The sequence below is a fragment of the Anabaena sp. WFMT genome (genome assembly GCF_051781005.1).
Lineage (GTDB): Bacteria > Cyanobacteriota > Cyanobacteriia > Cyanobacteriales > Nostocaceae > Anabaena.
The window spans coordinates 153,522-167,210 of the sequence record NZ_JBPWOA010000006.1; the positions used below are offsets into that span (position 1 = coordinate 153,522).

The 13,689-nt window shown below is 36.9% G+C and carries 11 protein-coding genes; all 11 read left to right on the plus strand.

The window, feature by feature from the left end:
• Positions 1-14: 14 nt before the first annotated feature.
• The 11 genes from ACSQ6I_RS05435 to ACSQ6I_RS05485 all read left to right on the plus strand — a co-directional run bounded on the left by ACSQ6I_RS05435 (position 15) and on the right by ACSQ6I_RS05485 (position 13,563).
• Positions 15-1,340 (plus strand): nucleotide sugar dehydrogenase, encoded by a 1,326-nt coding sequence (locus ACSQ6I_RS05435; RefSeq protein ID WP_438889349.1) that lies wholly within the window; start codon positions 15-17, stop codon positions 1,338-1,340.
• Positions 1,337-2,281, plus strand: a complete 945-nt coding sequence (locus ACSQ6I_RS05440; RefSeq protein WP_438889351.1) for a Gfo/Idh/MocA family protein — start codon at positions 1,337-1,339, stop codon at positions 2,279-2,281. Before ACSQ6I_RS05435 ends, ACSQ6I_RS05440 begins: the two co-directional genes overlap by 4 nt.
• Entirely contained in the window at positions 2,274-2,855 is a 582-nt protein-coding gene (locus ACSQ6I_RS05445) for an acyltransferase (protein ID WP_438889352.1), read from the plus strand. The genes ACSQ6I_RS05440 and ACSQ6I_RS05445 overlap by 8 nt, the downstream gene beginning before the upstream one ends.
• A gap of 53 nt (positions 2,856-2,908) precedes the next feature.
• The gene (locus ACSQ6I_RS05450; protein ID WP_438889353.1) at positions 2,909-4,024 is read left to right on the plus strand and encodes a DegT/DnrJ/EryC1/StrS family aminotransferase; all 1,116 of its coding nucleotides are present in this window, start codon (positions 2,909-2,911) and stop codon (positions 4,022-4,024) included.
• Positions 4,021-5,328: a lipopolysaccharide biosynthesis protein gene (locus ACSQ6I_RS05455; RefSeq protein ID WP_438889354.1), complete on the plus strand. Its 1,308-nt coding sequence runs from the start codon at positions 4,021-4,023 to the stop codon at positions 5,326-5,328. Before ACSQ6I_RS05450 ends, ACSQ6I_RS05455 begins: the two co-directional genes overlap by 4 nt.
• Positions 5,329-5,389: 61 nt before the next feature.
• Positions 5,390-7,312 carry an asparagine synthase (glutamine-hydrolyzing) gene (asnB, locus tag ACSQ6I_RS05460; RefSeq protein WP_438889356.1) on the plus strand — a complete coding sequence of 641 codons (1,923 nt, stop codon included), beginning with the start codon at positions 5,390-5,392 and terminating at the stop codon, positions 7,310-7,312.
• A gap of 120 nt (positions 7,313-7,432) precedes the next feature.
• Positions 7,433-8,707, plus strand: a complete 1,275-nt coding sequence (locus ACSQ6I_RS05465; RefSeq protein ID WP_438889357.1) for an O-antigen ligase family protein — start codon at positions 7,433-7,435, stop codon at positions 8,705-8,707.
• A gap of 94 nt (positions 8,708-8,801) precedes the next feature.
• The gene (locus ACSQ6I_RS05470; RefSeq protein ID WP_438889358.1) at positions 8,802-9,923 is read left to right on the plus strand and encodes a glycosyltransferase family 4 protein; all 1,122 of its coding nucleotides are present in this window, start codon (positions 8,802-8,804) and stop codon (positions 9,921-9,923) included.
• Between the two features lie 28 nt (positions 9,924-9,951).
• Positions 9,952-11,136 carry a glycosyltransferase gene (locus tag ACSQ6I_RS05475; RefSeq protein ID WP_438889359.1) on the plus strand — a complete coding sequence of 395 codons (1,185 nt, stop codon included), beginning with the start codon at positions 9,952-9,954 and terminating at the stop codon, positions 11,134-11,136.
• A gap of 133 nt (positions 11,137-11,269) precedes the next feature.
• A complete protein-coding gene (locus ACSQ6I_RS05480; protein WP_438889360.1) occupies positions 11,270-12,034 on the plus strand; it encodes an FkbM family methyltransferase in 765 nt (254 codons plus the stop codon).
• Positions 12,035-12,177: 143 nt separating this feature from the next.
• On the plus strand, positions 12,178-13,563 hold the full coding sequence (locus ACSQ6I_RS05485; RefSeq protein WP_438889361.1) for a hypothetical protein: 1,386 nt from the start codon (positions 12,178-12,180) through the stop codon (positions 13,561-13,563).
• Positions 13,564-13,689 lie beyond the last annotated feature (126 nt).

The following is a 13,689-nucleotide window of genomic DNA, read 5'->3' on the forward strand; positions in this document are numbered from 1 at the left end:
TTGATTGATTAATTATGTCTAATATCTCAACAGCTTTAATTACTCTTGAAGAAAAGATTATTAACCGTACTGCCATTGTCGGGGTTATTGGCTTAGGTTATGTTGGTTTACCTTTTGCAGTCGAAAAGGCCAAGGCAGGATTTCAAGTGATTGGGATAGAACAAAATCCTGTCAGAGCAGAAAAAGTCAATCGTGCCGATAATTACATTACTGATATTAACGATGATGATCTCAAGAAAGTAGTAACGGATGGAAAATTACAAGCTACTACTAATTTTGACCAAGTATCAGAAATGGATGTGTTGGTAATCTGCGTTCCGACACCACTGAGTAAAAATCTTACACCTGATTTAAGTTATGTAGAAACAGTTACCCAGGGAATTACCAAAGGATTAAGAAAAGGGCAGTTGGTCACCTTGGAATCAACTACTTATCCAGGTACTACAGATGATGTCATACGTCCAGTCTTAGAGCAAACAGGTTTAAAGCAAGGAGAAGAGTTTTTTTTAGCGCATTCTCCTGAAAGAGTAGACCCTGGTAATCAGCGATATACCACTAAAAATACTAATAAAATAGTGGGTGCTTCTGACCCAAATTCTCTAGCTGTTGCGAGGTTATTTTATGAGCAAACGATAGAGAAAGTTGTCACCGTAAATAGTGCCAAAGCTGCTGAATTAGTAAAAGTATTTGAAAATACATTTAGAGCCGTTAATATTGCCTTGGTGAATGAATTAACCTTATTATGCGATCGCATGAGTTTAAATGTCTGGGAAGTGTTAGATGCAGCTAATACTAAACCTTTTGGCATCATGCCTTTTTACCCAGGTCCAGGTGTGGGCGGACATTGCATTCCCATAGACCCACATTATTTGGAATGGAAAGCCAAGGAATTTAACTTTGAAACTCACTTTATTGCTTTAGCAGGAGAAATTAATCGCCGGATGCCGGAATTTGTCCGGGAAAAAACCTGGCGCATTTTGAATAGCTTGGGTATAGCACCAACAAAAGCAAAGGTACTAGTAATTGGCGTTGCTTACAAGAAGGATTTAGGCGATTGGCGAGAATCCCCAGCTATCTCCATAATTAACAAATTACTACAAGATGGTGTGGATATTGGCTATCACGATCCCTATGTACCGGAAATTACAATAAATGGTAAGAAACTTTTCTCGATGCCATTAACTGAGGATACCCTGGCAATTCCTGAATTAGTTATTATCATCACCGACCATAGCCAAATTGATTACATTCACTTGGTGCAGAAAGCTCAGACTGTCCTGGATACACGGGGAGTAACTCGACATTTAAATTGCGCCCAAGAAAAGGTGACACTACTATGAAACAAGTGATTGTAGTTGGTGCAGGCAATTGGGGTCAGAACCTGATTCAGAACTTCTATGCCTTAGAAGCTTTAGCAGGAATTGCAGAGATTAACCCTGAACTTAGAAGCAAAGCACAAGCTAGATATCCTGATGTTGTTAGCTATGCAGATTTACAGCAAGCATTGGCAAGTGATATTCCAGCAATTGTCTTTGCTACTCCAGCCCCTACCCATTATAAATTTGCAATGGCGGCTTTGGAAGCAGGGAAAGACGTATTTATCGAAAAACCCATGACTCTGCAAACAGAAGAAGCTCGAAAGCTGGCAGAATATGCCGATAAGCATTCCCAGATATTAATGGTGGGGCATTTATTGCTTTATCAACCTGCAATTACTTGGATGCGAGACTATTTAGGCAGTGGTAAAGCCGGAAAGGTACTCCATGTAGCTACCCAAAGAGCCAAATTGGGTAAAGTGCGGCAGGAAGAAAATGTCTGGTGGTCATTTGCACCCCACGATGTTTCCATAGTGCTAGATTTGTTGGGCAATCCTCAAGTAGAACGAGTACAAGCTCATGGACAGGCAATGTTACAGCCAGAAATTGAGGATAATGTCCATGCAGACATCAGATTTCAGAGTGGTCAAACTGCTCACCTACACACTTCCTGGTACTGGCCTCTATTACAACGTAGTACGACAGTCATTACTGAGCGACAAATGCTGGTATATGACGAAATAGCTCAACAAGTCACAGTGTATGACAAGGGTGTTGATGAGCAGCTAAATAATCGAGACCAGGGCAGTTCAGTTGTCGATATAGCTGCATCAGAACCCCTAAAAATAGAGTGCCAACATTTTCTGCAATGTTTGCAAACTCGTGAAACACCTCGTTCCGATGGCTGGAATGGTGTAGCAGTGGTGGAGATTTTAGAGAAGGCTCAGGAGGCACTACATGGCTAACTATTTTGCCCACGAATCAGCTTATGTGGATGAAGGGGCTGAAATTGGTGAAGAGACAAAGATTTGGCACTTTTCCCACGTCTGTGGTCAAGCGAAGATAGGACGCAACTGCTCCTTTGGACAAAATGTCTTTGTTGCAAATAATGTGATTATTGGCGATTACTGCAAAATTCAGAATAATGTTTCTCTTTATGAGGGGGTAATCCTGGAAGATTACGTCTTCTGCGGTCCCAGTATGGTATTTACCAACATCAAAACCCCTCGTTGTGAATATCCTCGTAATACCAGCGACCATTATGGCAAAACATTGGTCAAGCGAGGTGCAAGTATTGGAGCTAATGCAACCATTGTGTGTGGTGTGACATTGCATGAGTGTGCCTTTGTTGCTGCTGGAGCGGTAGTTACTAAAGATGTGCCAGCTTACGCAATGGTAGCAGGAGTTCCCGCAGAGATAATTGGCTGGATGAGTTCCTATGGCGATGTCCTGGAATTTGATGAACACGGTTATGCGATCGACTTTATCGGCGCTAAGTATCAGCAAATATCTGATCAAGAAGTGATAAAAGTTTCTTGATATTTAAATCTATTTCCAGTCTGCTCAAAAATAACTTTGGTTTGTAGAAGCTGATGAAAATTCCTGTACTAGACTTAAAACCCCAATATGAAAGCATCAGGGCAGATATTCAAGAAGCAATAAATCGCGTGCTGGAATCAGGTGCATTTATCATGGGACCAGATGTGAAGCTATTTGAGCAAGAAGTAGCCGAATACCTGGGAGTTAAACACGCTATTAGTGTCAACTCTGGAACTGATGCCTTAGTAATCGGTCTGAAAGCATTAGGTATTGGTGAAGGAGACGAGGTAATTACTACTCCCTTTTCCTTTTTTGCTACCGCAGAATCAATTGGTAATGTCGGGGCAAAACCAGTTTTTACTGATATTGACCCCAAAAGTTTTAATATTAACCCAGAGGAAATTAAAGCTAAAATTACACCCTCTACCAAAGTAATTATGCCAGTTCACCTTTATGGTTATCCGGCTGCTATGGGGCAAATTATGGATATTGCCAAAGAATATGGACTAAAGGTGATTGAAGATTGCGCTCAGTCTTTTGGTGCGCGTTATTATGGAACAGATTCTGATTTGAACAGTAAATTTACTGGTACGATAGGTAATGTTGGCGCTTTTTCATTTTTCCCTTCTAAAAACTTGGGTGCTTATGGTGATGGTGGGTTGATTGTCACTAACAATGACCAAGTAGCGGAGTTGGCTAAAGCTTTACGGGCGCATGGAGCCAAGAAAAAGTATCACAATGAAATGCTTGGTCATAACTCTCGCTTGGATACCCTGCAAGCTGCAATTTTAAGAGTCAAGTTGCAGCATATAGATGAATGGAATGAGGGGCGGCGTAGAGTTGCAAAAACTTATAACCAATTGTTAGCGGATATACCTGGGATAATTACGCCAGAATTGGCTGATGGTCATGTGTTCCACCAATACACTATTCGCGTTTTGGATGGAAAGCGCGAACAAGTACAGCAATATCTTGCCTCGCAGGATATTAGCACGATGATTTATTATCCAATACCACAAGACCAATTGCCAGTTTACCAAGGTCAGTATCCAGTAAATCCAATGAGCATTCAACTGTCAAAAGAGGTGCTGAGTCTGCCGATTTGGTCTGAGATGACACTTGATTTACAGGTAATGGTTGTTGAAAAATTTATTTATGCCTTGAAATGAGTAGTCAAATTAACCAAATTAGAAAACTTTTATCCCAGGGAACTTTTTTCCGTCAAGTAACAGTATTAGCAGGGGGAACCGCAATTGGACAGGGCATACTAGTCTTAACTTTGCCTTTACTAACTCGTCTGTATACTCCTGATGATCTAGGTAGATTTGGCCTGTTGACAGCATTTATCAATATAGCTTCTGTAGGAGCATCATTGCTCTACGAAGCAGGAATTGTAGCGGCGAATAGTGAGGAAGACGCTGCACACTTAACTACTTTGTCACTTATTCTTGCAATTTTCACCACTCCCATTGCGACATTAGGATTTTTTATTCTGATCAACTTTAATATTATTGGTTTTGGGACCATTCCAGTTGAAACAGTATTCTGGATACCAGTCGCATTGTTGCTAACAGTAGCCTTTCAAACTTTGAGGTATTGGTTAATTCGCAAAAACCTTTTTGCTTTAATTAGTAAAGTCACTGTAATGCAGAATTTGATTAAGTCCTTTGGTCAACTAGGATTAGGTCTAACGCCACTTGGTTGGATAGGCTTATTAGTTGCGGATGTTCTTGGACGTGGATTTGGTGTAGGACGAATATTAAAGGAAAGTAAGCAAGATTTATTTAACCTAACTTTGCCTATTCAGCTACAGAAATTGTTTTCTCTGGCTCATCGGAACTTAGAATTTCCTATTTACTCTCTGCCTTCTTCTTTGATTGATTCTTTAGCATCTAGTTTATCTGTGCCAATTCTTACGCATCTTTATGGTACAACAGCAGCAGGGTATTTTCTGCTTGCTCAACGTACTCTTGCTCTTCCTCTAAGTTTAATCAGCAACAGTGTTGCGGATGCATTTCATAGTCAGGTCGCATCCTATGCTCGTTACCAACCTACCAAGGTAAATCCTTTTTTCTGGCGAACAGCAAAAACTCTAATTTTAGTTGGTCTTATTCCTACTATAGGGCTAGCACTGATAAGTCCGCATATTTTTAGTTGGGTTTTTGGAGCAACTTGGGCTAAGTCCGGTTTCCTAGTGGCTTTAATTGCTCCTTGGTCATTAGCTGGCTTAGTTGTCAGTCCCCTTAGTCGCATTGTATTTGTAGTACGAGGACTCAAGTGGAAGCTATTTTATGATGTTGTGGCATTAACTATATTACTGTTAGTTTTTTATTGTGGTTCGACATTTGATTTATCGCTAACTTCTTCTGTATCTCTATTAAGTATCCTTAATATTATTGCCTATGGATTATATTTTTGGATTTTATTACGGATTATGCATAGTTTTTCTAAACAAAATATTGCCGATGTGTAATATTTTGGTGTGGTTTACTAGCCTATAACAATTAGCAGACAAATCTTGAGTAACTTTAAATATGTGTGGAATTGCTGGAATATTAAAATTAGACCGCTCAAAAATTGATTCACAACTCTTAAAAAGTGTGAGTAGTTCTTTATATACTCGTGGTCCTGATGATTTGGGATTTTTAGGTTGGTCAGGACAATCATCCGTACAGCTTTCCCGTAATCCTGATGACTTGCAAAACTGTTGGGTTGGCTTAGTTCACCGTCGTCTTTCCATTCTCGATCTCAGCGAAGCTGGTTGGCAACCGATGGTAACACCGGACGGACGTTATGCGATTGTTTTTAATGGAGAAATCTATAACTATTTAGAATTACAAGCAGAACTTAAGGCATTAGGTTACACATTTCATTCTCATTCAGACACGGAAGTTCTGCTCACCGCCTATGCTCATTGGGGAACTCAAGCACTAAATCGGCTGGTGGGAATGTTTGCCTTTGCGATTCTGGATACCCAGAAACACTCGATATTTATTGCTAGAGACTTCTTTGGCATCAAGCCTCTTTACTATACTCACTGGCATAATGGGTTTGCTTTTGCTTCTGAAATCAAAGCTCTTCTAGAATTTCCAGGTTTAAATCATCGAATCAATCCTCAAAGACTCTACGATTATCTGTGTCTTGGACTAACAGATCAAGGAGGAGAAACCCTTTTAGCTGATATTCAGCAACTGCCAGCAGCTCATTATCTAGAATTTTCTCTAGACGCTCCCTACAAATTTGATCCAGTGCGTTATTGGCAAGTTAATCTAAACCAACGCTTAGAAATTTCCTTTGAAGAAGCTGCGGAAAAATTGCGGGAACTATTTCTTAATAGTGTCCAACTTCACCTGCGTAGTGATGTAGCAGTGGGAGCTGCCCTCTCAGGCGGAATTGACTCATCCAGTATTGTGATGGCAATGCGCTACCTAGAGCCAGATTTAGAAATACACACCTTCAGTTACCTAGCAGATGACCCCAAAGTGAGCGAAGAGAAGTGGGTGAAGATAGTCAGCAAGGCTGCTAACTCAATTATGCACACAACTCAACCGACTCCGACTCAATTAGTAGAAGATTTAAATCACCTGATTCAGGTTCAAGATGAACCCTTTGGTAGTACTAGTATTTACGCCCAACATCGAGTATTCCGATTGGCTCAGGAGGCAGGAATTAAAGTCATGCTGGATGGACAGGGAGCGGATGAAATGTTAGGAGGTTATTCTGGTTATTTAGGTGCGCGATTAGCCTCATTGATTCGTCAGGGACAATTGGGTAAAGCCACTCAGTTTCTACAAAAAGCATCTAGTTTGCCTAATATTAGTAGTCTGAAGCTACTGCTAATTGGAGGAGGGTTTTTATTACCTGAAAATCTCCAAGGTGCAGCTAGAGATTTAGTGGGAAAAAGCTTTACTCCATCTTGGTTGAATACTACTTGGTTTACTGAACAGGGGGTAATGCTTGCTTCCGCGCCGCAAAATTACAAGCAAGAAGTATTCTGGGAGCGACTTAAACACGATCTTGAAAATAGTTTGATTTCACTATTACGCTATGAGGATCGTAACTCTATGGCTTTTTCCATTGAAAGCCGCGTTCCTTTTTTAACGCCAGCCTTAGTTAATTTTATGTTTTCTTTACCCGAAGAATATATTATTGCTCCTGATGGCACTAGTAAGGCTGTATTTAGAAGAGCAATGCGTGGCATTGTTCCAGATGCAATTCTGAATCGCCGAGATAAGATTGGTTTTGCTACTCCTGAGTTTAGTTGGTTAACTACTTTAAGTCCTTGGGTAGAAGAAGTACTACATAGCAAACAGTCAATTCCTGCACTCAAAATTTATTTAGTAGAGAGGGAGTGGCAAGAAATTCTGAAAGGACGTAAGCCTTTTAATTTTCGTATCTGGCGTTGGCTGAATTTGATTCGATGGGCTGAAAAATATGCTGTAAAATTTGAATTATGACAGATTTATTAAGATGCATCAGACAGTGATATAGTGTATCTATTTTCAGAAAAAACCACATAATATTAGCACTAATATATGATATGTTTTAAGAAATTTAATAATAGCAAAACTGTTGCAATGAAAAGTTTTGTTTTTCTCCTCCATTTAGTAGTTTTATTTTTTATTACTGTATTTTTACCTTTCTATTTTTATTATGAAAATGAAAGTATACTGCCAATAAGAAATAGCTATTTTTTACTTTGTATGCTTTTGTCTACCGTTATAATATTTTTATTTATTTTGAAAAACAAAGAAAAATCAACTTTATTTATTTTGTCATCATACCTACTAATTGTATTTTTTTCTTGGACTTTTATTAATCTAATCATTTGTTATATTAATTTTTCTGTCCCTAATTCAGATAGTGATATTGTTATGCTTCTATACTGTTTTTTTTCCCTTGCATTTAGCCTGGAATTTATAAAATTTTACCGGAAAAAATATTTTATTGGCGTAACGTTTATTGTCTGGTTAGTTATCTGTTATTTTGTATTTTCTAAGGTAGATGTTACATCTCTTCAGTCTGTCTATGGAACAGAAAACCCAAAATTCTTTGGAGTATACCAATATATAGGCGATACATTTGCTTTTGTCTCAATAGCACTGACAAGTCAAGTAATAACTCAAGAAAAAAGATCAGGATTGATGGGCTTTTTAAAAAGACGAAAAGAAGGTAATAAATATTTTCAAATACTTGTAACTATTCTGATATTAATATTATCTATTATTGTACTATTTTTGAATAGTTCAAGAGCATCATTGGTCTCTTTTTTGATAGTGACTCCATATATACTATTCCACTCATTTAGTAAATTAAAACTACGAAAGTTTATTATATTATCTATATTTGTGTGTAGTTCATTTTTGGCTTTTTACTTGGCTTGTATTAATGGTTTTATACATCTTAATTCAGATTTAAATTTATTTACGAATAGAAATTTACAGGCAGTAGAAACAGGCTCAGATGGTTCTTTCGATGATAGAGTTCGCTTTTATCAATTAGGTCTTCAAGATGTTATAACTAATCCAATTTTCGGTAATTATTCTGCACGAGTTCTTGACAGAGGAGCAGGTACTTACATACATAATTTATTGGCAGCACTTCAAGATTTTGGAATTCCTAGTTTTTTAAGTTATATCTCTCTAATCTTTTGTTGTGTCAAACAGTCTTTAATCTCGGCAAAAATTTTTAGAAATTCCGAACATATTCTTTTTAATAGTCTTCTGATATTTAACATTATCCAAATTTTATTTTTTAGGCATCCGCTGGGTTTATACCTTATGTTTGTGAGTTTTGGAATGGGATTAAATAATTTATCTGAACTTTCTATAAATTTTCAAAGGAAAAGCTGACCTCAAAAGCAAGTGAGATTCAATGGACTGTACGTGAAAGTAATCAAAGTAAAATCTATCATGTTAGTTAAAAATGGATATCTGTAGGTAAAATATGCTTGAGCCACAACATAGAAAAGTTAGAGTTTGCCATCTCACTTCTGTTCATCCCTATAATGATACACGTATTTATGTCAAAGAATGTTGTAGTTTAGTTGATGCAAATTATGAAATACATCTGGTGGCTCCTGGAGCACCAAATGAAGTGATAAAAGGTGTTCATTTTCATCCTGTTCCTCAAATTCAGGAAAACCGCTTATTACGCATGACTAAGACGGTTTGGCACGTTTATCAACAGGCTTTGGCAATTCAAGGAGATATTTATCACTTCCACGATCCGGAATTAATCCCACTTGGATTTCTATTACTCAATCAAGGTAAAAAAGTGATATACGATATTCATGAAGACGTGCCAAGGGATATTTTAAGTAAATACTGGATTCCTGAAATTTGGCGTCAGATAATTAGTTGGCCTATTGAAAAATTAGAAAATTTTGCAGCAAAACGCTTCACTGCTATTGTGGCAGCAACGCCATTCATCTGCGATCGCTTTCTCAAGTTGGGATGTTTTGCGGTCAATGTTAATAATTATCCGATCGTCGATGAATTATCTTTACCTAACACAAGTTGGGAGCAGAAGGAACTCGTAGTCTGCTATGTAGGCGCAATTACAGAGGTACGAGGGATTTTTGAAATGATAGAAGCGATTGGGCAAACAGATACTTTTCTACTACTAGGTGGTAAATTTGCATATCAAAAACAACAAGAAAAAGCAGTAGCGATGTCGGGATGGGCAAATGTAAAAGAGTTAGGGTGGCTCGGTAGAAAGGAAGTGGTTCAAACTATAGCAAAATCAATGGCAGGATTAGTTCTGTTACATCCAACAGTCAGTCTTATAGATTCACTTCCAGTAAAAATGTTCGAGTATATGTGTGCTGGTATTCCTGTTATTGCTTCTAACTTTCCTCTTTGGAAAGAAATTATTGAAGGTAATCAATGCGGCATTTGTGTAGACCCTCACAATCCTCAAGCAATTGCTGAAGCAATCCAATGGATAATTGCTCATCCATATGAAGCTAAACAGATGGGTGAAAATGGCAGAAGTGCTGTTTTGGAAAAACACAACTGGAAAAAAGAGTCAGACAAACTACTGAAACTTTACGAAGCCATTATCTAAAAAGTACCCTAGTAATCTTACATAGTTTATGAATTTACTATTTGTTACTCCGAGATTCCCCTATCCACCCCTCAAGGGGGATCAAGTTGTCTCCTATCATCGTCTACGGACTCTTAGTCAGCGACACAAAATTACATTATTGACCTTCTATCAAACTGCATCAGAATTGAAAAATATTGCACACATAGATTGCTATTGTGATGCAATATATCCCATTCAACTTCCTAAATTACAATCGTTGGTCAATGTAGGAAAGGGAATATTTTGCTCTCAGTTGCCTTTGCAAGTGAATTATTATTATTCTCAAAATTTTAAAAACCATTTTGATACGATAATTAAATCATCTAATTTTGATTTAGTTCATGTATTTATGATGAGAATGGCTCCATATTTTCATCAGATATCAGCACCTAAAATAATTGAATTAATTGATTCAATGCAACTGAATCTAGAGCGCCGTTTGACTATTGAACCTTTTCACCAGCGTTGGTTATTTCAAGAAGAGCTGCGACGAGTAATTGATTATGAACAAATTTTGTGCGACTTGTTTAATTATGTTGTTGTTGTATCTAAAAAGGATAAGGATATTATTTCTAATCAACAAGTACAGGTTATTCCCAACGGGATAGATACTAAATTATTTACTGCCCAGCAGAATACACCCCTTCATTCGACTCTTATTTTTTCTGGGAATATGAGTTACGCTCCTAATATTCATGCTGTTAAATGGTTTGTTAAACAATGTTTACCTATCATTAAGCGAACTATTCCTGAGGTTTATTTTATAATTGCTGGGGTAAACCCTACGCAGGAGATTTGCAATTTAGGACAAGTTCCGGGAGTTAAAGTAATAGGTTATGTGGCATCTATGTCAGAAACTTTGCAGCAGGCAAATGTGGCTATCGCTCCTATGCAATCTGGATCAGGTATCCAGAACAAAATTTTAGAAGCAATGGCATCTGAACTTCCAGTAATTACGACAACCTTGGGGTTAGGAAGCTTGAAAGCAAAACCCGGTCAAGAAATTCTAGTAGCAGATAGCCCCAAAAGTTTTGCAGAAACTACAATTACCCTACTTCAAAATCGTAAGTTAGCAAAAGAAATAGGACATCAAGCCAGGAAATTTGTTGTAAATTACCACAGTTGGGAAACCGCAGCAAACCAGATTGAAGAACTATACACTCAGATTGTAGGTAAAAATTTTTCAACCTAACCTGACCGAAAAATGGAGATTTAATTTCAAGAGAATTCTATAGATAATTTTTCATATTGATGTCTATATCCAAAAGTTTTGAGATGATTCAAAAAGTAAATTTTCTACTTTGTAGTTCCTATCTAATAGGCATATGAAAAAGTTACTCCGCACTATACAAATTAACTTTCCTTACTTGGCAAATGCTAAACTTGCTCTGATGCGATTTTGTTACAACAAGCTAGGAATTGCATATGAAAATGATTTTTGTGCTTTATCTTTGTTTCCCGATGTTGATGGGGCATTGTTTTTAGATGTCGGTGCAAATAGGGGACACAGCACTGATGCCATTCTTCGGTATACAAAGAATAGCTGTATTTGCCAATTTGAACCGAACCCATTACTTGTAGAACAATTAAGTAGGGAATATGTTAATAATAAGCGTATAATGCTCAATATTTTTGGGCTTGGAGATGAAAATGGGGAGTATCTTCTTTATATTCCTTGCTATAAAAACTGGATGTTTGATGGGCTTGCATCTTTCAGCCAAGAAAATGCAAATAACTGGCTCAAAGATGGAATTTTATTCTACGAAGATCAGTATCTTTTGACAAGAAAATTCAAATGCAAAATTAAACGATTAGATGATATAAATTTAGCCCCATTTTTTATCAAACTTGATATTCAAGGGTATGAACTTCAAGCCCTCATCGGGGGAGAAAGTACAATAAAAAAGTATAAGCCTATTTTACTGATAGAAACACCTAATGAGATAACTATAAATCATTTGAAACGTTTTGGCTATCAATTATATAGTTTTGAAAAAGGTAAGTTTAAATCTGGTATTAAAGGTAAACTAAACACATTCTTCATGACACCAGATAAAGCGTTTTTAGTCGAAGAAAATATTATTTCATGATATATATCCCATCCATCTTGAAAACTTGAGTTTTCGCTATAGAAAAAACTATAGGTTTCAACGTAGACGGGGTTTATCAAGAGAAGCAAGTAGTCAAATCCTTGTATAAAGAGTTATCAAATGTTAGTTATTGAGGATTAGCAATGAAGTCAGATAAATCTGTTATTCTACTGGAATTTAATGAGCTTTGTCCTTCATTAATTAAAAGATTTATTCAAGAAGGAAAACTGCCAAATTTCCAGCGTCTCTATGAAGAATCAGAAGTTTATACAACCGATGCAGAAGAAGAACCACCATATTTAGAACCTTGGATTCAATGGGTGACAATACATTCTGGTGTCCCTTACAGTGAACATCAAGTATTTCTTCTGGATGAGGGATATAAACTCAAGTCAAAATCGATCTGGGATATTATTTCAGATGCAGGATTAAAAGTTTGGATTTGTGGCAGTATGAACATTAGCTACAATTCCTCATTAAATGGTTATATAATACCAGATTTCTGGAGTACAAAAATTACTCCAAATTCTGAAGAATTATTGCCATATTTTCGATTTGTTCAAAAACAAGTCCAGGAACACACAAATGATTTTGTTCCCCTGAGTACTAAAGATTATTTGAGGTTTTTGGACTTCATGAAGAATCACGGACTTTCACTAAATACAATTAGTGCCATTATTCAACAATTAATTTGTGAGAAAATCACAGGAAAATACCGTTGGCAACGTGCAACTATCGCAGATAAGCTTCAGTTTGATTTATTTCGCTTCTACTATCACAAAATTCAACCGCATTTTTCTACTTTTTTTATTAATAGTACCGCCCATTTTCAACATATGTACTGGCGGAATATGGAGCCAGATAAATTTCAAATCAAACCATCAGTAAAAGAACAAATTGAATATAAAAATGCAATCTTGTATGGCTATCAAGAAATGGATAAACTGATAGGTAAATTTCTGAATTTATTAGATGATAAGACTACTTTGATTTTATCTACAGCTTTAAGTCAACAACCTTGTTTTACCTATGAGGAAACTGGAGGAAAACGTCTTCGTAGACCTCGTAAGTTTGAAAGTCTCTTAGATTTTGCAGGTGTGAAGAGTAATTATATTTGCTCTCCAGTTATGGCTGAAGAATTTCATATCAGGTTTGAAAATGAACAAGACACAACTGACGCAGAACAAAAACTGATAAATTTACAAATAAATCAGCGTCCGATCATGCGATTAAGACGCAATGGTAAAGATATTTTCGGTGGCTGTGGAATTTTTGAAGAAATACCACAAAATGCAATTTTGAATATTGCCAACAGCAAAAAATCAATCCCATTCTTTGATATTTTTTACCAAATAGAAGATATAAAAAGCGGAATGCATCACCCAGATGGCATTTTATGGATTCGTAAGCCTAGCGGGCAGCACTCAGTTCATGAAAATAGACTATCTCTGCTTTCCATTGCTCCAACTATCTTGAATTTATTTAATGTTCCTAATCCAGATTTCATGAAGGGAATTGCACTATATTAAAACCATAAGAAGAGATGGTTGGATAAAATTATGGCTTTGCCATGACTCTGGGAAATAGAAATCAAAGAAAATGAAGATGCAAATAGCGCTGATATCATTGCCCAGTCACTATTTTAGAATCAATAT